Annotated in this window: 25 protein-coding genes; 11 read left to right on the top strand and 14 right to left on the bottom strand. The window is 64.4% G+C overall.

The features are described from left to right. Positions 1 to 5: 5 nt before the first annotated feature. Positions 6 to 227, bottom strand: a complete 222-nt coding sequence (locus ATE71_RS18865) for a hypothetical protein (protein WP_058804891.1) — start codon at positions 225 to 227, stop codon at positions 6 to 8. A 179-nt stretch (positions 228 to 406) separates the two neighbouring features. Between ATE71_RS18865 and ATE71_RS18870 the strand changes: the two genes are divergently transcribed. From ATE71_RS18870 to ATE71_RS18885, 4 genes are all read left to right on the top strand, one after another. Beyond that, positions 407 to 805: a glycine zipper 2TM domain-containing protein gene (locus tag ATE71_RS18870; RefSeq protein WP_058804893.1), complete on the top strand. Its 399-nt coding sequence runs from the start codon at positions 407 to 409 to the stop codon at positions 803 to 805. Between the two features lie 160 nt (positions 806 to 965). Further along, on the top strand, positions 966 to 1517 hold the full coding sequence (locus ATE71_RS18875) for a GNAT family N-acetyltransferase (protein ID WP_058804895.1): 552 nt from the start codon (positions 966 to 968) through the stop codon (positions 1515 to 1517). Beyond that, on the top strand, positions 1514 to 1954 hold the full coding sequence (locus ATE71_RS18880; RefSeq protein WP_058804898.1) for a DUF1330 domain-containing protein: 441 nt from the start codon (positions 1514 to 1516) through the stop codon (positions 1952 to 1954). The genes ATE71_RS18875 and ATE71_RS18880 overlap by 4 nt, the downstream gene beginning before the upstream one ends. An 86-nt stretch (positions 1955 to 2040) precedes the next feature. After that, a complete protein-coding gene (locus ATE71_RS18885) occupies positions 2041 to 2790 on the top strand; it encodes a hypothetical protein (protein ID WP_058804900.1) in 750 nt (249 codons plus the stop codon). An 80-nt stretch (positions 2791 to 2870) separates the two neighbouring features. Here ATE71_RS18885 and ATE71_RS18890 read toward each other — a convergent pair whose 3' ends face one another. The 5 genes from ATE71_RS18890 to thiS form a co-directional block, all read right to left on the bottom strand. Further along, the gene (locus ATE71_RS18890) at positions 2871 to 3053 is read right to left on the bottom strand and encodes a CsbD family protein (protein WP_058804902.1); all 183 of its coding nucleotides are present in this window, start codon (positions 3051 to 3053) and stop codon (positions 2871 to 2873) included. 116 nt (positions 3054 to 3169) lie between these two features. Beyond that, on the bottom strand, positions 3170 to 4021 hold the full coding sequence (locus ATE71_RS18895) for an amidohydrolase family protein (protein ID WP_082665310.1): 852 nt from the start codon (positions 4019 to 4021) through the stop codon (positions 3170 to 3172). A 28-nt stretch (positions 4022 to 4049) separates the two neighbouring features. After that, complete coding sequence (locus ATE71_RS18900) at positions 4050 to 4616, bottom strand: nucleotidyltransferase family protein (protein ID WP_235588076.1); 567 nt, start codon at positions 4614 to 4616, stop codon at positions 4050 to 4052. Between the two features lie 20 nt (positions 4617 to 4636). Continuing rightward, positions 4637 to 5470, bottom strand: coding sequence for a bifunctional sulfur carrier protein/thiazole synthase protein (locus ATE71_RS18905; protein WP_058804906.1), 834 nt, complete (start codon positions 5468 to 5470; stop codon positions 4637 to 4639). After that, positions 5412 to 5612 (bottom strand): sulfur carrier protein ThiS, encoded by a 201-nt coding sequence (thiS, locus tag ATE71_RS18910; protein WP_058804940.1) that lies wholly within the window; start codon positions 5610 to 5612, stop codon positions 5412 to 5414. The genes ATE71_RS18905 and thiS overlap by 59 nt, the downstream gene beginning before the upstream one ends. 78 nt (positions 5613 to 5690) lie before the next feature. Here thiS and ATE71_RS18915 point away from each other — a divergent pair, with 78 nt between their 5' ends. The 4 genes from ATE71_RS18915 (at position 5691) to ATE71_RS18930 (ending at position 9488) form a co-directional block, all read left to right on the top strand. Then, entirely contained in the window at positions 5691 to 6131 is a 441-nt protein-coding gene (locus tag ATE71_RS18915; RefSeq protein WP_058804907.1) for a type II 3-dehydroquinate dehydratase, read from the top strand. A gap of 68 nt (positions 6132 to 6199) precedes the next feature. Then, complete coding sequence (gene accB / locus ATE71_RS18920; RefSeq protein WP_058804909.1) at positions 6200 to 6685, top strand: acetyl-CoA carboxylase biotin carboxyl carrier protein; 486 nt, start codon at positions 6200 to 6202, stop codon at positions 6683 to 6685. Between the two features lie 7 nt (positions 6686 to 6692). Continuing rightward, positions 6693 to 8054, top strand: coding sequence for an acetyl-CoA carboxylase biotin carboxylase subunit (gene accC / locus ATE71_RS18925; protein ID WP_058804911.1), 1362 nt, complete (start codon positions 6693 to 6695; stop codon positions 8052 to 8054). Between the two features lie 72 nt (positions 8055 to 8126). Then, entirely contained in the window at positions 8127 to 9488 is a 1362-nt protein-coding gene (locus tag ATE71_RS18930; protein WP_235588077.1) for a L,D-transpeptidase family protein, read from the top strand. Positions 9489 to 9544: 56 nt separating this feature from the next. On the opposite strand, the gene ATE71_RS18935 is transcribed toward ATE71_RS18930, so the two are convergent. Beyond that, entirely contained in the window at positions 9545 to 10291 is a 747-nt protein-coding gene (locus tag ATE71_RS18935; RefSeq protein WP_058804913.1) for a murein L,D-transpeptidase catalytic domain family protein, read from the bottom strand. Positions 10292 to 10461: 170 nt separating this feature from the next. On the opposite strand from ATE71_RS18935, the gene ATE71_RS18940 reads away from it, so the two are divergent. Next, positions 10462 to 10806 (top strand): arsenate reductase family protein, encoded by a 345-nt coding sequence (locus tag ATE71_RS18940; RefSeq protein ID WP_058804915.1) that lies wholly within the window; start codon positions 10462 to 10464, stop codon positions 10804 to 10806. 14 nt (positions 10807 to 10820) lie between these two features. On the opposite strand, the gene ATE71_RS18945 is transcribed toward ATE71_RS18940, so the two are convergent. The 5 genes from ATE71_RS18945 to ATE71_RS18965 form a co-directional block, all read right to left on the bottom strand. Beyond that, positions 10821 to 11627 (bottom strand): hypothetical protein, encoded by an 807-nt coding sequence (locus ATE71_RS18945; RefSeq protein WP_058804917.1) that lies wholly within the window; start codon positions 11625 to 11627, stop codon positions 10821 to 10823. 90 nt (positions 11628 to 11717) lie between these two features. Then, on the bottom strand, positions 11718 to 12389 hold the full coding sequence (locus ATE71_RS18950) for a spermidine synthase (RefSeq protein ID WP_058804919.1): 672 nt from the start codon (positions 12387 to 12389) through the stop codon (positions 11718 to 11720). Between the two features lie 37 nt (positions 12390 to 12426). Beyond that, positions 12427 to 13728 carry an Hsp70 family protein gene (locus ATE71_RS18955; protein WP_058804921.1) on the bottom strand — a complete coding sequence of 434 codons (1302 nt, stop codon included), beginning with the start codon at positions 13726 to 13728 and terminating at the stop codon, positions 12427 to 12429. Positions 13729 to 14032: 304 nt separating this feature from the next. Continuing rightward, positions 14033 to 15817: a sensor domain-containing diguanylate cyclase gene (locus ATE71_RS18960; RefSeq protein WP_058804923.1), complete on the bottom strand. Its 1785-nt coding sequence runs from the start codon at positions 15815 to 15817 to the stop codon at positions 14033 to 14035. Between the two features lie 67 nt (positions 15818 to 15884). Beyond that, entirely contained in the window at positions 15885 to 16490 is a 606-nt protein-coding gene (locus tag ATE71_RS18965; RefSeq protein ID WP_058804925.1) for a TetR/AcrR family transcriptional regulator, read from the bottom strand. Positions 16491 to 16574: 84 nt separating this feature from the next. On the opposite strand from ATE71_RS18965, the gene ATE71_RS18970 reads away from it, so the two are divergent. Further along, positions 16575 to 18017 (top strand): carotenoid oxygenase family protein, encoded by a 1443-nt coding sequence (locus ATE71_RS18970; RefSeq protein WP_058804927.1) that lies wholly within the window; start codon positions 16575 to 16577, stop codon positions 18015 to 18017. On the opposite strand, the gene ATE71_RS18975 is transcribed toward ATE71_RS18970, so the two are convergent. Next, positions 17938 to 18798, bottom strand: coding sequence for an NTP transferase domain-containing protein (locus ATE71_RS18975; RefSeq protein WP_058804929.1), 861 nt, complete (start codon positions 18796 to 18798; stop codon positions 17938 to 17940). The two genes, ATE71_RS18970 and ATE71_RS18975, sit on opposite strands and share 80 nt — an antisense overlap. After that, the gene (locus ATE71_RS18980) at positions 18795 to 19823 is read right to left on the bottom strand and encodes a phosphoribosylglycinamide synthetase (RefSeq protein WP_058804931.1); all 1029 of its coding nucleotides are present in this window, start codon (positions 19821 to 19823) and stop codon (positions 18795 to 18797) included. Before ATE71_RS18980 ends, ATE71_RS18975 begins: the two co-directional genes overlap by 4 nt. 206 nt (positions 19824 to 20029) lie before the next feature. Between ATE71_RS18980 and ATE71_RS18985 the strand changes: the two genes are divergently transcribed. Next, a complete protein-coding gene (locus ATE71_RS18985) occupies positions 20030 to 21463 on the top strand; it encodes a hypothetical protein (protein WP_058804932.1) in 1434 nt (477 codons plus the stop codon). Positions 21464 to 21614 lie beyond the last annotated feature (151 nt).

A 21614-nucleotide genomic window follows, 5' to 3' on the forward strand; every position in this document is an offset into this window, starting at 1 on the left:
AGGGGTCAGATGATGCCGCCGCCGAGCATCAGGCGGACGACGCCGATGACGATGACGACGATATTGAGGTTCCGCCCGCTCGTCTTGTCCGACATCGCGCCAAGCGCGAGCCCGATGACGGCGAAAGGAATGATAACCCAGTTCGCCCAGCCGAGCAGCGGAATGAACGCAAAAACGGCCAAAACCAAGGCGATGGCGCCGATGATGAGCGATCCGATATTGAGCATGAATAGGGTTCTCGCATGCCGCCTGCGATGCGGCAAGAGCCTTTCGGTTCGTCGATGGATGCGCTCACTTCATCTTGTTGCCCAGCGTTCATGCAACGCGATCGGGAGCCGGCTCGTTTTCTCCTCGAAGCGCCCGAGCCTGCCAAGGGGCGGAGCGCGGAACCAGGAAAGGATTTGTTATGCGTATCTTCACCAAAGGCCTGATGGGCGCGTTCGTCGCCGCCAGCGTCCTCGGCACCACTCCGCTCCACGCTGGCGTGACTACCGCCGCGAAGGCGCCAGGTTACCATGGGCTCGAACAGTCGTCGGACTTTTATCGCAAGCACAAGGATCGCCGCTATTACGCCCGTGACGAGCGCATCAATCGCAACACGCGTATCTGGCGCGACAATGATGGCCGTTATCGCTGCAAGAAGGACAATGGCACGACCGGCCTTCTGATCGGCGGCGCAGTCGGCGGCCTCGCCGGCCACGAAATCGCCGGCAGCGGCGACAAGCTGCTCGGCACGGTGCTCGGTGCCGCGGGTGGCGCGCTGCTCGGTCGCGAGATCGACCGCGACAAATATCGCTGCCGCTAAAGAGACAGAAACCGTCTCGAGTGCGGGTTGAGACCCCTCCGCCCGTACGCGCTGATGGAGAGGGCACCGGTTTCAAAGCCGGTGCCCTCAAGCGTGCGCCCTTGCCCTGACCACCCTCTTGCCGCAAAAGCATGGGTCAATTGCTGCGGGAGAGACACAAATGTTGAATGGCCCCCTGCTCGTCACCGAGCGGCTCATCCTGCGCCCGCCGGCCACCGAGGATTTCGACGGCTTCGCCGAAATGTGCGCCGAGGAAGAAACGATGCGCTTCATCGGCGGCACTTGCCCGCGCTCGTCAGCCTGGCGCATGTGGTGCACGCTAGCCGGTGCCTGGCATATTCGTGGCTTTTCCATGTTTTCCGTTATCGAGCGCGCGACCGGCGAGTGGGTCGGGCGCCTCGGCCCCTGGGAACCCGAGGGCTGGCCGGCCCCCGAGATAGGTTATGGCGTGCGCGCCAAATTTGCCGGAAAAGGATATGCGCTCGAGGGTAGCGTCGCGGCCTGCGACTTCGCGGTCGAATTTCTGAAGTGGCCCGAACTGATGCACAGTATCGACCCCGCGAACACGCGCTCGCAAGCGCTTGCCAAGCGGCTCGGCGCGACGAACAGCGGACCGACGCGCCTGCCTGCGCCGTTCGAAGATGCCCCCGTTGACGCCTGGACGCAGAGCGCCGACGCCTGGCGGGTCAAGCGCAAGGAGTTTTTGCCATGACAGACCGTCATATCGACCCCGAGCGCGCCCAGTTCGACGCGTTCAAGGCGCTTCCGCGCGACACGGTCATCCACATGTTCAATCTTGTCCGCTTTCGGGAGCGGGCGACCTACCCCGATGGCCACCCGCTCGCCGGCGCAGGCCTGACCGGCGCCGAGGCCTATCGCCATTACGGCGCGGGCAGTGGCCCGATTTTCGCGCGCGTCGGCGGCCGTGTCATCTGGACGGGCACGATGGAAGCGATGGTGATCGGACCGGCCGGTGAACATTGGGACGCGGTCTTCATCGCCGAATATCCGAACAGCGCCGCCTTCATGGAAATGGTCACCGACCCCGTCTATCGCGAGGCCGTGATCCATCGTCAGGCGGCGGTCGAAACCTCGCGCCTGATCCGCTGCGCCCCCAAAGCGTCTCGCTCCGAGACAGTTTTCGGTTGATAAACCACTGCCCGTTAACGCATTTTATTTGGGCCTTTTTGACCAAAATCGGGCATTCCCGGTAAAGGATTAAGGGAGTGTTAGCGATGATGTTGCGCGGAAAATGGCTTGTTGCCGGATTGCTGATGGCGGCGGCGCCGCTCGCCGGCTGCCGGGACAATCCGAATGCCAAGGCCGAACTGGCGCCGCTCGACGACGGACTCGCGGGCGCCGATCCGGCGATCAAGGGCTCGCTCGAAGACAAGATCATGGTCGACCCCAAGCTCACCGGCCAGTCGAACCAGAATGCCGTCGGCCCGGGCAACAGGCCCGTCGATGGCGGAGTTCCCGGCGTCGCCGGGGGCAAGGCGGCAACCGCGGCCGAAGCAGCGGCCGCTCAGGCGGCCGGCAAATTGCTTACCGCGCCCAAGGCGCTACCGTTCGAGGCCGGGTGCGATGGCTGCGATGCCCAGAAACGTCCCGTCACGATCGGCGCACTTGCCCGCGAACAGCAAAAGGGCAGCTGCGATGCCAAGCTGACCTATGGCAACGCATGGGCCGATCGCCTCCCCGCCGCGTTCAAAATCTACCCGCGCGCCACGCTGCGCGAGGCGGCCGGCGTGGCCGGCGGCAAATGCAACATCCGCGTCGTCAATTTCCAGACGGCGGCGTCGATGCAGGCGGTGCTCGACTATTATCACACGATGGCGGTCCGCGCAGGCTACACCAGCGATCACCGGGTCAACGGCAGCGAGCACATGCTCGGCGGCACCAAGGGCGATCTTGCCTATGTACTCTTCATGCGCCGCGACGGCGGCATGACCGACGTCGATCTCGTCGCTTCCGGCGGCAAATAAGCCAATCGCCACAAAGTGAAAAGGCCCCGGGGAGAGGGAATCCCGGGGCCTTCTTCTTGCCTTGGAAGGCAAGCGAGGGGTCAGATCTTGTCGCCGAGCGCGCCTTGGACCTTGCCCTTGAGATTCTGGGCCTCGCCCTTGCGCTCCTGCGCTTCGCCTTCGGCGCGCAGCCGTTCGTTGTCGGTCGCCTTGCCGATTGCCTGCTTGGTGTTGCCGACGGCTTCGTTGGCAATGCCTTTCGCTTTTTCGGTCAGTTCACCCATGGGGATTCTCCTTAGGATTTGCGAGGCGGAGGGGAGCGCCTCTGCTCCAGCAACGGGCGAGCCCGCGACGGCGTTCCGGCCGACGGGACAAAGCGTTCAGGAGAAAGGACAGTCGGCTAACGCTTTACGCCGAACAGGCGGGCCGCATTGCCCTGGCGTATCTTCGCTTCCTCCTCGGGAGTAAGGTCGAGCCGCTCCAGAGCCTCGAGCGTCTGCGCCAGCGAAAATTGCGGATAGTCGGAGCCGAGCAGCACATGATCGATTCCGACGTTCCGCATCGTCCAGACGAACTCGTCCTCGATCGGCGCGTCGGCTGCCAGCGTCACCGTCGCCGAAATATCGAAATAGATATTGTCGCCGAACAATCCTTCGGCGGTGCGCGCCATTTTGAGGATGTTCCAGAAGCGAAAGTTCAGCCCGCCCATATGGGCGAAGACGAATTTTGTCTTGGGTGCGGCCAGCGCGAGGTTGAACATTTTTTCGCTGTCGCCGCCGGGGACAATATTCGCATTGTCCATCACGACGATGACGCCGAGTTCGCCCGCGCGCTTGACGAGCGTCAGCACACGCGGATCGGCGGGGTCGAAACGCTGGGTGTGCGGGTGAATCTTCAGCAACCTGACCCCGCGCCCCGCGACGCGTTGCAACTCGTCGAGCGCCGCCGCGCCGTCATAGGGATGCACCGTTGCGATCGGCACGACGCCCGCCTGCTTCGCGGCCAGCGCGATCAGCGCATCGTTGCGCGCCCTGATATCGGCGGGATTGCCCGCGCGCGCTTGGTTCGGACCGCCGAACCACATCACGCCAAGCCCGCTGACCGTCAGCCCCGCCGCCTTCACCTGCGCCTCATATTCGCCAAGCGACTTTTCGCCGTTCCACAGATGGACATGGCTGTCGAACACTGGCTGGGCGGTCGCGGCCGCCGGGACGAGCAGCAGGGCGGCGGCGAGGATGGTTGCGATTTTCATGGGCGTGACCTTGATCGACGAACGGGAGCTAACGGCGCGAAACCGCTTCCCTCCATGGCAGGATTTCGAGTTCGGGCAAATGCCGCCGCCACCGCGCGACCTTCATTTCATAATAGGATTCGGTGATTTGCGTCGCATTGGCCCGCACAACGGGGCGCAGCAGGTCGGCCAGCCCGAAGGGCGCAATCATCTCGAGATCCGTTGGCCGGCGCAATCCGATCGCCGCAGCGGTCGTGGGATAAGTGCCGATCGCGTCGGGCACCGACCGATAGGGTATGATGGCATAGCCGAATTTGGCAGCGTACCACAGATGCACGCGCGCCTGGTTCTTGACGTCGACCCGCACCGGCAGGTCGGCGAACAGCGCCGCGATCCGCAATTCGGTCCGCTCTTCAGCTTCGGCCGACAAGTCGTCGGCGTCGAAATAGACGATGTCGGCGTCGGCGATCCCGTGATGCGGGTCGAACCCGAAATGCTCGTTCCACCGGGCCTGCGCGACGATGCTGCCGGTCAGCCATGCGTCGGGCAGCGCAATCTCGTCCCACCGGCGCAGGATCGATGCAATTGCCGGATGCCCGGCTATCAGGCCGGACAAACGCCGCTCCAGCTTGTCGGTCAGATCAGCCCCGCGAGCGGGCTCGACGGGTCGGCATATTTGCGCAGCCCCATGCGCCCCGCGAGGTAAGCGTCACGCCCCGCCTCGACCGCGCGCTTCATAGCGCGCGCCATCAGGATCGGGTCCTTCGCCTCGGCGATCGCGGTATTCATCAGCACGCCGTCGCAACCCAGCTCCATCGCTACCGCTGCGTCACTCGCGGTACCGACCCCCGCATCGACAAGCACCGGCACCGACGCACCCTCGACGATCAGGCGAATCGTAACGCGATTCTGGATGCCCAGCCCCGATCCGATCGGTGCGCCGAGCGGCATAATCGCTACCGCGCCCGCATCCTCAAGCTGTTTCGCGGCGATCGGATCGTCGACGCAGTAAACCATCGGCAAGAAGCCTTCCTTGGCGAGGACTTCGGTCGCCTCCAGTGTCTCGCGCATGTTGGGATACAGCGTCTTCGCCTCGCCCAGCACTTCCAGCTTGACGAGGTCCCAGCCCCCCGCCTCGCGCGCCAGCCGCAGCGTGCGGATCGCATCGTCGGCGTTAAAGCAGCCCGCGGTGTTCGGCAGATAGGTGATCTTCTTGGGATCGATAAAGTCGGTCAGCATCGGCGCCGTCGGATCGGATACATTGACGCGGCGCACCGCGACGGTGACGATCTCCGCGCCCGAGGCTTCGACGGCAGCCGCGTTCTGTTCGAAATCCTTGTATTTGCCGGTGCCGACGATCAGCCGTGACGAGAACGTCCGTCCGGCGACACTCCATTGGTCTGCTGACAACTCAACCGCCTCCCACGAAATGAACGATTTCCAGCGCGTCGCCTTCGGCGAGCGCGACATCGGCAAGGGTCGAGCGGGGAACGATTGCGCGGTTGCGCTCGACCGCGACCTTCTTCACGTCGAGACCTAACGACGCGACCAGATCGGCGATGCTGCCCTCGCGCACCTGCCGGGGTTCGCCGTTGAGAATGACCGAGATCAAGAAATCCGCCTCGCTTTGCCTTTTGCCGAGCAGCCCATATAGGGGGAGCGAGCCTCGCCGCAACCGAAAGCCCGCGCCTTGCCCGAACTTCCGACCGTCTTTGTCCTCTCCGGCCCGAACCTCAACTTGCTCGGCACGCGCGAGCCGGAGATTTACGGGACCGATACGCTGAACGACATCCATGCGCGGCTCGAGGCACAGGCCGCCACACTGGGCCTCCGCGTCGAATGCCGCCAGACCAATCACGAAGGCGTGCTGATCGACTGGCTGCACGAAGCCTATATCGCCGGCGCGAAGGCGGTGCTGCTCAATGCCGGCGGTTACACGCACACCTCGATCGCGATCCACGACGCGATCAAATCAATCAAGGTTCCGGTGATCGAGGTCCATTTGTCGGACCCGATGAAACGCGAAGCGTTCCGGCACCTGAGCTATGTCGGCATGGCGGCCGTACAGCATTTTGCCGGCCACGGCGCGGACAGCTACACGCTGGCGCTGGACGCCGCCGCCCGTCTCTGACAATAGGGCGCATCAAAAAACGGGGTCAGGCGTTCGACCAACGACGCCGCAACAACAGGAAAATTCTCATGGGTGACCATAAAGACAATGGCATCAACATCGATCCGGCGTTCGTGCGCGCACTCGCCGAGCTGCTCGACGACACGCAGCTCAGCGAAATCGAGGTCGAGGACGGCGACCGCAAGGTCCGCGTCGCGCGCACGCTGACCGCCGCCGCGCCCGCCGCCTTTGCGCCGGCGCCCGTAGCGGCGCCTGCCGCCGCAGCGTCGGTCGCTCCGGTCGCCGCGCCTGCCGCAGCGCCGCCCGCCGCTGACAGCTTCGCCGACGCCGTCAAGTCGCCGATGGTCGGCACTGTCTATCTCGCCCCCGAACCCGGCGCGCCCAATTTCGCGGCAATCGGATCGGCGGTAAAGGCCGGCGATACGATTCTGATCATCGAGGCGATGAAGGTCATGAACCCGATCGTCGCGCCCGCCGCGGGCACGCTGAAGGCCGTACATGTCGAAAACAGCCAGCCGGTCGAGTTCGACCAGGCGCTGTTCACCATCGGCTGAATCGACGATGGCCATTGAAAAGCTCCTGATCGCCAACCGCGGCGAGATCGCGCTGCGCATCCACCGCGCGTGCCATGAAATGGGTATCAGGACGGTCGCGGTCCATTCGACCGCCGATACCGACGCGATGCACGTCCGCCTCGCCGACGAGGCGGTGTGCATCGGACCGCCGGCGGCCAAGGACAGCTATCTCAATATTCCCGCCATCATCTCGGCGGCCGAGATCACCGGCGCCGACGCGATCCACCCCGGCTACGGCTTCCTCTCCGAAAACGAACGCTTCGCAGAGATTATCGAAGCGCATGACATGATCTTCGTCGGCCCGAAGCCCGAGCATATCCGCACGATGGGCGACAAGGTCGAGGCCAAGCGCACCGCGGTTGCGCTGGGGCTTCCGGTCGTTCCGGGCTCGCCCGGCGCGGTAACCTATGGCGAAGAGACGAAGAAGCTCGCGAAGGAAATCGGCTATCCGGTGCTCATCAAGGCCGCCTCGGGCGGCGGCGGGCGCGGGATGAAAGTCGTTCCCGACGAGGACAGCCTCGAAAGCCTGATGGGACAGGCCTCATCCGAGGCGGCGGCCGCCTTTGGCGATCCGACCGTCTACATGGAAAAATATCTCGGCAACCCGCGCCACATCGAATTTCAGGTGTTCGGCGACGGCCAGGGCAATGCCATCCATCTGGGCGAGCGCGACTGCTCGCTCCAGCGCCGCCACCAGAAGGTGCTCGAAGAGGCCCCCTCGCCGATCATCTCGGCCGAGGAACGCGCGCGCATGGGCGGCATCTGCGCCGACGCGATGGCAAAGATGGGCTATCGCGGCGCCGGCACGATCGAGTTCCTCTGGGAAAATGGCGAATTCTTCTTCATCGAGATGAATACGCGCATCCAGGTTGAGCATCCCGTGACCGAGATGATCACCGGCTTTGACCTCGTCCGCGAACAGATCCGCATCGCCGGCGGCGCGGGCCTGTCGGTGAAACAGGAAGACCTCGAATTCCGCGGCCATTCGATGGAATGCCGCATCAATGCCGAGGATCCACGCAACTTCCTGCCCTCGCCGGGCAAGGTGACGAGCTATCACGCCGCAGGCGGGATGCATGTGCGCGTCGATAGCGGGCTCTACGCCGGCTATTCGATCCCACCCTACTACGACAGCATGATCGGCAAGCTGATCGTCTATGGCCGCAGCCGCGAAAGCTGTATGATGCGGATGCGCCGTGCACTCGAGGAGATGGTGATCGGCGGGGTCAAGACGAACATCCCGCTCCATCAGGCGCTGCTCGCCGATCCCGACGTTATCCACGGCGACTATACGATCAAATGGCTCGAGGAATGGCTCGCGCGGCAGGATGACGAGGCGAAAGCCTGACGCCTCTTCTTGCGCCGAACTGTGCGGCAGCTCACTTTCGCTGCGGTTGGTTTTTGGCTATGGGCTCTAGCCATGGTCAAAAACTTTCTCTTTTCGGCGCGACCCGCCACCGCGCTTCTTCTCCCGCTGAGCTTGCTCGCGGCACCTGCCCTGGCACAGACGGCGGTCAAGGAAGATTCGGTCATCCTTCAGCCTGACAAGGTGAAGGACGATGCACCCGTCGTCGAAACCGCCGCCGAAGCGAATTTGCCGAGCTGGTCGAAACGGAATGCCGAGGCGCTTCTCGTGTCGATCGAAGGCATCGACGCCGAAGGGCTGTTCGCCAAGGATTATAATCCCGACGCCCTCGCCGCGGCGATCATGAGCGAGGACCAGGCCCGGCTCGACCAGGTCGCGACCGACACCTTCCTGCTGCTCGCGACGCATCTGCGCGACGGCCGCACGCCCAATGCCGCGCGCAAACAATGGTTCATGGTCGACAGCGACGCCGACAGCGAACCTTTGCTGTCGCTCCTCGCCGGCGCGCTCGGCGCCGGAACGGTAAGCGAGACGCTGGCGACGCTCGATCCCGTGCACCCCGATTTTGCGGCCCTCAAGGCCTCGCTCGCCAAAGCGAAGACGCCGGCCGAAGCCAATGCGATCCGCGTCAACATGGAACGCTGGCGCTGGATGCCGCGCAACCTTGGCGAACGCTATGTCGTCAGCAACGTCCCCGAATATCTGACCCGCGTCGTCCACGGCGGCACGATCATCGCGACGCACAAGGCCGTCGTTGGCAAGAATGCAACCCCGACGCCGCAATTGAACCCGATGGCGACCGGGATCATCGTCAACCCGACCTGGACGCTGCCGCGCAGCATCATCAATGAAGGCATCGGCGCGACGATCGCGCGCAATCCCGCCTCCGCGCGCGCGCAGGGCTATACCTGGACGGGCAGCGGCAAGACGCTGTCGGTCGTGCAGCAGCCCGGCGCCAACAATGCACTGGGTGTGATGAAGATGGAGATGCTCAACGAGCATGCCATTTATCTTCACGACACGCCGTCGAAGGGCGCGTTCAACGCCGCCGCACGCGCATTCAGCCATGGCTGCATCCGCACCGAGCGCGCGCTGCATTTCTCGGGCCTGATGGCGGTGATGTTCGCGGGCAAAAGCCCCGAGGAATTCGGCGAGGCGATCGCGAGCGGCAAGACGACGCGCTTCGGCTTCGACCAGCCCTTCCCCGTCTATGTCGCCTATTGGACCGTCGTTCCCGACGGCAAGGGCGGCGTAAAGAAGCTCGCCGACATCTATGGCCGCGACGCGCCCGTCGTGGCGAGCTTCGCCAAGCCCGGCCGTCCCACCGCGACGATCGTCGCGCCGACGCCGCCCGCCGTCGTGCCGACGGTCACGACGGCGCGCGTTACGACGCCGGAGACAAGCGGGATTTATTGAGCATCGGCTAACGGCTTGAAGCGGACGCTGAGTATCTCATAACCGCGGGCGAATTATCAGTCCGCCGTCTTGGGCAACGCCCCGCTGATACTGCTCGCGCGGCGCAGGTTTTCCATGCCCGGCAACGGATCGGCGGGCGGCAGCTGGAACGGCGCGGGCATCGGTTGCGGTTCGCTCAGCCGGTCGGCGAACAGCAATCGCCCCGGTCCCAGCTTGTAGAGGATCATCGGCAGCAGCTCTTCGCCGAACACGAAACAGCCTTCGCTCCGCCCCAGCTTGCCCTGCGTCGCGATCAGCGCCGGCTCGGCGTACCAGGCGCCATGCACGACGATCGCGCGCACGTCGGCCGAATAATTGTCGGGTTCCAGCCCGGCAAGCCGCATCGACGACCCGTTGGCGCCCCAATAATAATCGCTGGTGCGATAGGCCCCGCGCGAGGTCGCGAGGCTACCGACGCGGTTCGAAAAGCTCTTGAGCCAGCCGTCATGCTGCGGGTCCGACCCGCGCCCGTGCGTCACCGGGAACATATCGACCTTGCCCGCGACCAGATCGACCAACGCAAAGCGCGGCCGCGACGACGGCAGGCCGAAATCGACGACACCGACGCGGTCGCTCTGCGGGATATTGCGGCCCTGCATAGCGAGCTGCTTTTTCGCGACGGCGACATAGTCGACCGGCGGCGGCAAGGGCGCCGCCGGCTGTCGGATCCAGTCGGGCAGTTGCGCGCGCGCGGGCGCGGCAGCCAGTGCCCCCGCGCCTGCAAGCCCCGCCAACAACGCCCTGCGATCGATCAATTCATTCACTTGAGTAGCAACCCCGCAATGGCCGCCCTTTGGCGGTCCCTCGACTTTGCATAAGTCGTATTCGGGCCGCGAAAGGCAAGCCGGTGGTTCCCCTTCATGCGGGAAGATGTGCCATATATGCCATGAATAGCGCGTTTACGCCGCGGTAAGGCTGCGTTAGGACCCATCGCATGAAAGCAACCATCTGGCACAATCCCGCTTGCGGCACCTCGCGCAAGACACTGGCGATCCTTCAGGAGGCGCCCGGCGTCGCGCTGACCGTCGTCGAATATCTCAAAAGCCCTTACAGCGCCGACAAGCTGCGCCAGCTCTTCGCCGACGCGGGCCTCACCGCGCGCGACGCGCTGCGCCTGCGCGGCACCGACGCGGACGAACGCGGCCTCAAGGGCGCCGGCGAGGACGAAATCGTCGCCGCGATGGCGGCAAATCCCGCCTATGTCGAACGGCCGTTCGTCGAAACCGACAAGGGCGTCCGCCTCTGCCGCCCGCAGGACCGGGTGCACGAAATCCTCTGACGGTTTCGCGACCGTTACAGCGGCAATGGTTCTGCCTCTTCCTCCTCTTCGGCATGATCGGGCAGACCGGCACCCTTGCGCGTTTTGCGGAATACGCGTTCCAGTTGGTGCGGCAGGGCAAAATAGGCCCACAGCCCGGCAATTGCTGCGGAAAAGAGAGCTCTGACCAAAGCCATCTGGGTCAACCCGCCCAGCATGACATCGTGCGCGATCGCGACCGGCAAGTGAAAGGCGAATGCCGCGATCACAATGCCATAGGCGTACAGGCCACGGCGTTGATCGATATACCTCAGCTGTTCGAGACGCTGGATGAGAGCCAATCCGCCTGTTGGTCGCCGCGCCGGCAGGGCACACCGTACACCTGCGTGGCAGGAAAGGATCGTCAGCAACGCCAGATTGAAGGTTGCGGTGCCTGAGATGTCGAAGCCTGCCCGGGTCAGAAAATAGGCCAGCAATCCGCCTGCCAACTGCACGGGAGCGTAACCCGACAGGAAGCGAAGGGCGATCCCGCGCACCGATTTCCCTTCTCCGGCAACGATGTCCGCCTTGGCAAAGCCCTGCGCCAGATACACACGAATGGCCTGATGGCCGTGCTCGGTGAGCACCCACGCCTCCATTCCTAACGCGCTCAAGCCTTCATCGATCGTGCCGGGCTCGGCCATGCCGAACGAGTGCAGGACATGGTAGAATTCGCTATGAGCCGATTTGGACGCCGTCAGCTGTTGACCGCCGGGCTCGGCCAGCATCTGCGCAAGACACGACTGGTCTCCCCGCGAAAGCCGCTGGAAGCTATACCATATGATTTTGCCGTCGTAGTCCAAGCTGGTCGCCCCCGAATTAGGCAGCCTATGACGGAAACCTTGAGTTGCTGTTAAGAAGTCGGCTTGGGATCGCCGCAACAAAACCTGCCTTTACCCCGCCGTGGCAAACCAGATGACGTGCCGCGCACCCTTGCCGTTGCTCCGCGCGCGAACGCCGACTTCGTCGACCCGGAATCCCGCCGCCGCCAGCCGCCGCGTAAAGCGCGCATCGGGCGCCGCCGACCAGATCGCCAATATGCCGCCGCGCGTCAGCGCCGCCTTTGCCGCCGCAAGGCCGGCGGCCGAGTAGAGCCGGTCATTGGCCTCATGCGTCAACGCATCGGGGCCATTGTCGACGTCGAGGAGGATCGCGTCATATCGCCCGCGACCATCGGCAATCACCGTCGCGACGTCGCCGACGACCAGTTCGACCCGCGGGTCGTCGAGGGCGCCCGCCGCCAGCTCGGCCATCGGCCCGCGCGCCCAGTCGATGATGCCGGGAACCAGCTCGGCCACCGTGATCTTCGCATCGGGCCCGAGCTCGGCGAGCGCGGCGCGCAGGGTAAAGCCCATGCCATATCCCCCGATCAGCAGATGTGGCGCCTTGCGTCCCGCCAGACGCGCACAGCTCATCGCGGCCAATGCCTCTTCGGACCCGCTCATCCGGCTACTCATCAATTCGTTGCCGCCGATCGCGATGATGAAGTCGCCGCCGCGCCGGAACAGACGAAGCTCGCCGCCGCCGGGCACGGTCGCCGTATCGATCAGTTCGCGCGCCTTCACTTGCCCTCGCCCGTCATTGCGTTATTCCCCCCTGTCATCATGCGGCCCATTCGGCTGGATCGGACTCTTCGCCGATCAAGGCAAGGCCATGCGCGATCGACGTCAGTTCGCCCCCGGTTGCGATCCGATCGGCGCCGAAGCGGCGATCGAAGAGCGCACGGATCGCTGGGATCAGCGACGAACCGCCGGTCAGGAAGATGCGGTCAATGGCATCTGACGCGACGCCCGCCCGCGCCAGCGCGGCATCCATCGCGGTTTCGATGCGGCGCAGGTCGTCCGCGATCCAGCGTTCGAAATCGGCGCGGCGCACGTCGGCCCGGATGTCGACGCCATCGCCCGCAAAAGTAAATTCGGCATGGTCGGCGCCCGACAGGGCGCGCTTGAGCCGCCCGACCGCGTCATAGAGCGGAAAACCCTGTTCATGCTCGATCAGCGCGATCATGCGCCCGATCGGCTCGGGATCGACCGCATCGCGCTGCAGCCGCCGCAATTCGCCCAGCGTACGGTGATTGCGCATCAGTGCAAGGCGCGACCAGTCAGCGAAATCGGCGAAATAGCCGCCGGGAATTTCGAGCAGCTTGTCGAACGAGCGATAGGTGCCGCCCTTGCCCAGCAGCGGCAGCACCAGCCTGTCGACGATGCGATAATCGAACCGGTCGCCGGCGATGCTGATCCCCGACGATGCGAGCGGGACGCAGCGGCGCGCACTTCCCGGCGCGGCGACGCGGACGATCGAAAAGTCGGTGGTACCGCCGCCGAAGTCGGCGACAAGGATCGTCGCGGGCTCGGTCAGCCGCGAGGCATAGCTGTGCGCCGCTCCCAGCGGTTCGTGCACATAATGGATTTCGGCACCGAACGCTTCGAGCATCAGGTCGTAGCGTTGCCGCGCCAGCGCCGCGTCGGGTCGCGCGCCGGCATATTCCACGGGGCGGCCGACGATCACCCGCGGCGGCCGCGTATCGAGCCGCCCCCCGGCATGCGCGACCAGCCGCTGCAGTAACAGCCGCCCCATATCCTCAAAGCGGTACGGCTTGTTGAAGATCATCGCGCGCTCGAACGACGGGCTCGCCGCGACGCTCTTGAACGACTGCACGAAGCGGCTGTCGAGCGGCGACCGGAGATATTCGGCGATCGCCCATGGCCCCGCCTCGTGCGCGACGCCCTGCCACGCGCGTTCTTCTTCCCAGAAGCAGAGTGCCGACCGGAACACCGCACCGGTCGCCGCTTCGCCGGCAAATTCGACGAGCTGCGTGTCGCCGCTCCCGTCGGCCAGCGCTACGACGGTGTTGGTGGTGCCGAAATCGAGCCCGAGCGCGCTCGCGGTCTGGTTGCTGTCCATGACATAATCCTGTGGGTGATCGGTCCCGGCTGGGGGGTCGGCGCCTATCGCACAGCTGCTACGAGGGAGCAAGGTAAGGGGCTCGGCAGCGCGCGCGCTTATGACAGCAAAAAGCTTTTTAGGGCCAACATCGAATATGGCATTTGGCGTTCGGTTGCTTCCCTAAAGCCCCTTCTCTTCAGCGCAGGAGTTGGGGTGGCGCCCATCGGCCCTGCGCAAGGCCGATAGGCGAACAAGTTCGCAAGTTTCGTGCCCCCCCCCCCTGGAGGAGAGGGCCTGACCCATTCGAACGTCAACGAACCACCTAAGCCGCCTTGCGCAGCCGGTTCCTTCCTTCGCGCTTGGCGGCATAAAGCGCCTGGTCGGCGCGATGCAACAATTCCTCGATATCGAGCTCGCCGTCGAAAACCGCCAGCCCGACGCTGATCGTCGCGTCGGGGATGGCATCTTCGGCCGCCGTTCCGGTTTCGACCGCCTTGCGCACCCGTTCGGCGATGATCTCGGCCGACTGGGCGCTCGATCGCTGGAGGATGCAGACAAATTCCTCGCCGCCGATCCGGCCGACCATATCCTCGTCGCGCAGCGCCGCCTTGGCGCGCTGCGCGACGCGCTGGATCACCTTGTCCCCCGTCGCATGGCCGTGCGTGTCGTTGATCAGCTTGAAATGATCGATGTCGAAGATCGCGACCGCCAGCGGGGCGCCATGCTCGCGCGCGCCCGCCAGCGCCTTTTCGAGGAAGGCCAGCGTGTGCCGCCGGTTCGGCAGCCCGGTCAGCATGTCGGTGTTGGCGATCCGTTCGGCCGCGCTGCGCGCCGCCTCCAATATCCGGGCATTTTCGACCGTCTCGGTGACGTCCTGTACGGTGCCGAAGATGCCGACCGTGCGCCCACTCCGGTCGATTTCGATCGATCCGTGCGATTTGATGTGGCGGATCTCGCCATCGGCGCGCCGGATGCGCCCCTGGAACTCAAAGGGTTCGCCCGTCTGGACCGCGTGCTCCAATATCCGTCGCACTTCGGCAGCGTCCTCGGCGACATATTGCTTGACGCTGTAATTGACGTCGACCGGGCTGCCGAGTTCCAGCCCGTGAATGCGATAGGCCTGATCCGACCATTGGATCGTCCAGTGGACCAGGTCGACGCGCCAATGGCCGACCAGCGCCGCCGCTTCGGCCTGCAGCAGCCATCGGTTGCTCTGTTCCAGCCGTTTCGCCAGACGCTGGCGAACGATCAGCATCGCGGCGAGCGGCAGCGTCGTGAACAGCAGCGCCAGCAGATAGAATTGCAGGAAAAAGACGCGGATCTTCTGCTCGCCCTCGATCGCCGCGATCGGACCAAAGCCCTGCCCGGTCAGCAACGACGCGGTGATCGTGACGATCAGCATTCCCGCCGCCGCGCCAAAGGGGCCGAGCCGGTATGCGGCGGCGACGACCGCGATGCAGGGCAGGAAGGTTGCGGGGAATTGCGACTGCGAAAAGGCCAATATGGTGACGAGGCCGGCGACCGTCAGAATCGCGGTTGCCTCCAGGCTCATGCCGTTCGGGGCATTGGTGAACATATTGGCGCCGACCATCCGCGCGAGCATAACGATTGGCGGGGTCACGATCAGCATGCCGAGCAGCACCGTTGTCAGCCAGGATATGAAGAAATCGGCCCCGTTACCGGTCAACAGCCACGCGAGGCTGGCACTCGCAACGCTCGAAATAAACGCAGCATAGCAGAAATTGGCAACCGATCGCGGGACCATGAACGACAATTCGCCCGTTTCGCGGCGGCGTAGCAACCACAGCGCCAGCGCCGCTTCGCAGCCGTTAGACAGAGTGAATGCGACGCAAATCCAGGGCGGAGTGCCGCCCAACAGGTTCGCTCCCAGGCTTGCTGCCGCCATGCCGGCGAAACCGGGAATCCGCGCGCGCGCGGGCATCAGCAATAACAGGGCGAGAAAATATCCGCTGGACGGCCAGACGGCGGCGATATTGTCTTCGCCCTTGGTGGCATAGAGCGACACGCTTGCCAGCAGGAAATATCCCACCGCAGTCAGCAGGAACCAAAAGACCGCTTCGACTCTGGGGGATAGCGACCGGGTCATGGCACCAGCTAACCGAAAACAGAAAAATAAACCGCTAATAATGTTTGCAGGTGCCGCGCCAACAGGCTCAACCGACCCCGCCGAAGGTCAAGCCGACAACTTCCGCTACCTTCCCCTCGTCCCATTCGATCCGCCTGTCGAGCACAAGCATCGCCAGGCCGTGGACCAGCGACCAGGCGTGGAGCGCCGCCGTGTCTGGATCCTTGACGCCGGGAAGCGCCTCGCCGACGCCGGCGCGGAGCAGGTTATAGGCGACCTCGCCGCCGTCGCCGCCTTCCTTGCGATCCGGCATCTGGCGCGTGAAACTCAGGCGGAAGAGCGCCGGTTCGTCGTGTGCGAAGCGGACATAAGCAGTGCCGGTCGCCTTGAACCCAGCAATGCCGCCGCCGGCCTTCAACCAGGCCTGCGCCTGCAACGCGCCCAATCGCCGCAGCCCCTCGTCGGCGAGCGCGTCGAGCAGCGCCTCCTTGTCGGGGAAATGGCGGTACAGGGCGGTCGCGCTGACCCCGACGTCGCGCGCCAGCGCGCGCAGCCCCAGTTCGCCGCCGTCGCCCGCTTCGAGCCGCTTCAACCCCGCCGCGATCACCGCCGCGCGCAGGTCGCCATGATGGTAGGCGCCTGACGCCTTCGCGCGCTCGCCTTTTATGTTGACACTGTTATCTTTGCTTGCCATATGTTGTCACTGTAAACATATCGAGTCGCTGGCGCAACCCCACGCCACGCGGCACCTTAGCCAACTTCCGTAAGGAGCATCGCCATGGCAAGCAACGTCGAAACCCTCATCCGCGGCGCCGTCACCAAAGGCATCGTCAAGCTCGCCGACTTTAACCGCAAGCGCCTCCCCCGCCCCACCGACGCGCATCCCTTCCTTACGGGCATCCACAAACCGATGACCGAAGAGGTCACGTTGGAGGAACTGCGCGTAGAGGGCGAGATCCCCGCCACCTTAACCGGCCGCTACCTGCGCAACGGCCCCAACCCCGCCGTCGCGCCCGATCCCGCCAGCTATCACTGGTTCACCGGCGCCGGTATGGTGCACGGTATCCGGATCGAGGGCGGCAAGGCCGACTGGTACCGTAACCGCTGGGTCCGCGGCGCCGAAGCGTGCGAGGCGCTCGGCGAAGACATCCCCCCGGGCCCGCGTCACGCCACCAACGACGCGCCGAACACCAATGTCGTCGGCCTTGCAGGCCGCACGTTCGCGATCGTCGAAGCAGGCGGCAAGCCCGTCGAACTTGGCTATGAGCTCGAGACGATCGCGCACAACCCCTTCGACGGCACGCTGGCCGGCGGCTATACAGCGCACCCGCATCACGACCCCGCCACCGACGAGATGCACGCGATCACCTATCGCGGTGACGAACCGAACAAGGTCTGGCATGTCGTCCTCGACAAGGACGCCCATGTCGTGCGCGAGGAACCAATTGCGGTCAGCGACGGCCCCTCGATCCACGACTGCGCGATCACCGAAAACCACGTGCTCATATTCGACCTGCCCGTGACCTTCTCGATGAAAATGCTGCTCGCCGGCTATCGTTTTCCCTATGCATGGAATGACGCACATCCGGCACGCGTCGGCCTCCTCCCCAGGAAGGGCAACGGCGACAGCATCGTCTGGGTGCCGGTCGAGCCCTGCTATGTCTTCCACCCCGCCAACGCCTATGAAACCGCGGACGGCAAGGTGATCGTCGACGTCGTGGCGCACGAGACGATGTTTGCGCGGTCGAAACGCGGTCCCGACAGCGAAAAGTCGCGCATGGAACGCTGGACGATCGATCCGGTGGCCGGCACGACGACGCGCACCGTCATCCACGACCATGCGCAGGAATTCCCGCGCTATGACGAGCGGCTGACGACGAAGCCCTATCGTTACGCCTATTCGGTCGCGATCCCCGACGGCGCCTCGTCCGAATGGGCGCTCGCCGAGACGCGGCTGTTCAAGCACGATCTCGACAAGGGGACGACCGCGATCCACGATTTCGGCCCTGGCCGCCATCCCGGCGAGTTCGTGTTCGTTCCGCGCAGCGAAGACAGCGCGGAGGATGATGGCTGGCTGATTGGCCTCGTCGTCGACATGAACGATGAAACGACCGCGCTCGTCATCCTCAACGCCGACGACTTTACCGGGTCACCGCAAGCCGTCGTTCACCTGCCGCATCGCGTTCCCCCTGGCTTTCACGGGAACTGGATCGCCGACTGACCATATCGCGGCGCGCCATCAGCGCCTCGGTAACGCGGAGCGACCGCTCGTTATCGACATCGATCGCCGTCGCCCCGTCGCTGACCAGCAACGGGGCGATGTCGACTTTCAGCCGGCGGGAAAGACGGCGAAAGACATGGTGGATCGGTCCGAGACCGAAACGGAAGCGAAGCAGGTTGAGGAGCCCGAAAGCGTGCAAGACCCGCAGCGGCTTCTTGACGAACTGCCCGCCGCCGCGAAACGCCTCCACCGCGCGCAATGCCGCAGGATGGGCGATCCAATAGGCATTGCAGTTCGACACCGCAACGTCCGAAAATTCGTAGAACCGCCGCTGTCCTTCGGGATGAACCGCAAGGATATCTTCGCGTCGCGCTAGCGCCACCCCCGCCCCCACACCCAGCCGTTCCGCTTCCTCGCCGATCTCGGCGATCGTCGCGGGAGTCAGAAGACAGTTGTCGGCGGTCGTGACGAGCAGAGGAAAGCCAGCTACGCGGGCGACCGCCAGAACGGAGTCCGCCAGGTTGTCGGCGGCGGGAACCACGATCAGACGACGCCCGAGCAGGTCGATCACCGGATCGTTCAGATCGTCGAGCAGCGCGGCGTGGTGAGTCGACACGAACACCTCCGCGACCGAACTGTCGGCTGCGCTTTCGAGAACATGCGCGATCATCGGCCGTCCGGCGACAGGGACGAGGCATTTGTCGCCGACCCCGTGCTCCGCGGCAAGCGCGTCGACCGCGCCGGGGCGGCGACCGGCAAGGATCAGGATCGAACCGCTCATGCCGCATCCCTCCGCGCGAAACCGACGAGTTGGCGGATCATGCTCTCTGCGACGATCGTCTCGATCAAGTCCGCCTGGGTAAAACCGGCCGCCACCGCAGCGCGCCCAAACACCTTTTCGGACCAGAGGTTGCAGTTGAGATTGATCTCAAGCAGCCGAATTTCTCCCGTCGAAAAGTCTACGCGGAACTCGAAACGGCCATAGTCGAACGGCCGGAATATTTCGGCCAATTCACGCGTATATTCGGTCAGCCGCGCCGAAATTTCAGGGTCGTCGAAAAGCTTGAGGCTATATTTCTGGCTGCGATCGACCAGATCGCGCTTTTCCTGATAGGTTCTGAGATGGCTGGGGTCTGCCTGTTCAAAGATCATCATCGGCAGCATCGCGGGCTCGCCGCGGCATGTGATGACGGGCACTTCGACATCGCTGCCCTCAACAAAGGGTTCGACGATCGCGTCATGATCTAGCGCATGAACACCCTCGACCGCCTGCGCAAGTTCGACCCGACTGTGCGCGTCGCGCAGGCCCCACGAAGCCGAGCTGTTGTTCGGCTTGATCACCCAGCGGCGCGCGGGCGGGCAGCGCGAAACGTCGACCGGTGCGCCACGGCGAAACACCGTCCACGGCGCGGTCGGGATGCCGCGTGCCGCCGCTTCCAGCTTGGTCAGATGCTTATCGTCCGACAGGCCGCGCACAATCGGCGACGCGCCGACATAAGGAAGGCCGAGCCGGTTGCAGAGCAAGGGCAGCAACATTTCCGAGTTGAAGAATCCCCCGCGATTCAGGAGCGGAAAGACGAAATCGGCGTCCGGGCGGGCGAATAGCTCCGCATAGGTGTCGGCGATGACAATCGGCATCCCCAATCTCTCGAGTATCTCGCGGGTTTCGCGATGATAGAGCGCGTGATTGCCGTCTTCGGAATGGAGTCCCCCCGTCCATTTCGCGTGCTTGGCGACAAAAAGCAGCCGCTGCGTATCCCGCAGCCGATCCGGGAGCTTAGTGGGTGAAAGGTCGGTGGTTCGCATGGGACCACATCACCACGCGAAGATTGCATCGCGATGACCCTTCCATGACGGGACTGAAAGCAAAATGCCAAATCTCTGTCATTTCGCTCCGGTAGGTCCCCGCAGACCCTTTTAGCTCGGACGCGCGCATGCACCTGGAAATTAACGATACGGATCGAACTTGGCCCGATAGGAAGGGACGTTGCGCCCGTCTTCTCGAAGTTCTTGTGAGCGGTGGCGACCGCCGCATCCAGCTCGACAAGCAAGGGCGCAACCAATATTATGCGAGCGCGGCCCCAAGCGACGCGCTTGCTTATGGCTCGTCCACGATTAGCAGTATTTCAAGCCACGCCTTCGAACAACTCGTCTGTCGATGGCGCAACCGGCTCGACTATCCGATGTCCGCCGCCGACTATACGAACGGTCTCGATGCGATCCGCGCTGGCCTCGCCGCCTATTTCGGGCTCTGCGAAGATTCGGCAATCGTTTTCGCCGCTTCGGGGACCGATCTCGAATATGTCGGTCTTGCAGCGGCACGCGACGGGCGACCGATCACTGCAGTCCTGCTCGGCCGCGACGAAGTCGGGAGCGGGTGCGTATATAGCGCGGCGGGTCGCTTTTTTTCCGAGGAAACCGCGACCGGCGCCCGTGTCATCGCGCAAGCCGTGATCGACCCCGCTTTTGACGGCATTGAACTGATCGATGTCGCGGTCCGGGACGAAAGCGGCCTCCCGCGCACGTCGGCTAAAATTGCAGCGGAACTTTCGTCCCACGTCGAGCAAGCGAAGGCGGGTGGACGCCGCTCCGTCGTCCACGTTGTCCATGGGTCGAAATCCGGCCTAACCCTTCCTGCGCTTGCCGAGGTCGAACGGCTTGTTTCAGCCCATGGCGACGCCATGACCGTCGTCGTCGACGCCTGTCAGCTCCGCATCACGCCGGCGACCGTGCGCCGCTACCTCGAACTCGGCTGCATCGTCCTGATGACCGGGTCGAAATTTGCGGGCGGGCCGCCGTTCAGCGGCTTCGCGCTCGTGCCGGGCCGTCTGCGCGACAGTGCCATGCCGCTACCCCCCGGGCTTGGCCGTCTTGCCATTCGCGCCGAATGGCCCAGCGACTGGCCCGGCGCCGACTGCCTCGATGTGCGGGGGAACTTTGGCTTGCTACTCCGCCTCGAGGCGGCGCTGATCGAGATGGAACGCTTCGCCGCCCTACCCGCCGGCCGGATCGACGAAGTGAGCGCCCGCTTCAGTCACCACGTCATGGGCTTGGTCAGACGATTGGAACTTGCCGAAGTGCCGGGCGTGGGCGGCGTGTCGTGCCTTGCGAGTGGAACGCTCCGCACGCTCGACCTGTCCGCGCGCTGGCCGGAATGCGATTTCGATGCAGCCAGGCTCGTGCATGGTCTTATCGCCCGCCATTCGCGCCACTGGCTTGGTCAGGAAATTCGTCTCGGCCAGCCGGTCAAGACGCGCCGGATGTCCGACGGGCGGATCGCCGGTACACTCCGCCTTTCCCTGTCCATGCCGTTGATGGCCGAGTTGGCTCCGCTACGAGATGACTTGCTCGATGAGCGGCTGGGAGGTGACATGACGCTGATCGGCGCTGCAATTTCCGCAGCGACCGCAGCGACGCTTGGACAGGACCAGCCGGCAGCGGCGTAACGCGGCGGTGCTGCGGCTGATGACCGCAAAATCTTCGCCCAGTCGCCGCGGCGCCACGGCTCGTCGCGGAAATGGGAATATTTGAGCAGCGCAACGGGCGTCACGCTCGTTCCTCGTTCACTATGACAAAGAATATCGCCCTCTCCCGCCC

The organism is Sphingopyxis sp. H115 (genome assembly GCF_001468465.1).
In the GTDB taxonomy this organism is placed as follows: Bacteria; Pseudomonadota; Alphaproteobacteria; order Sphingomonadales; family Sphingomonadaceae; genus Sphingopyxis.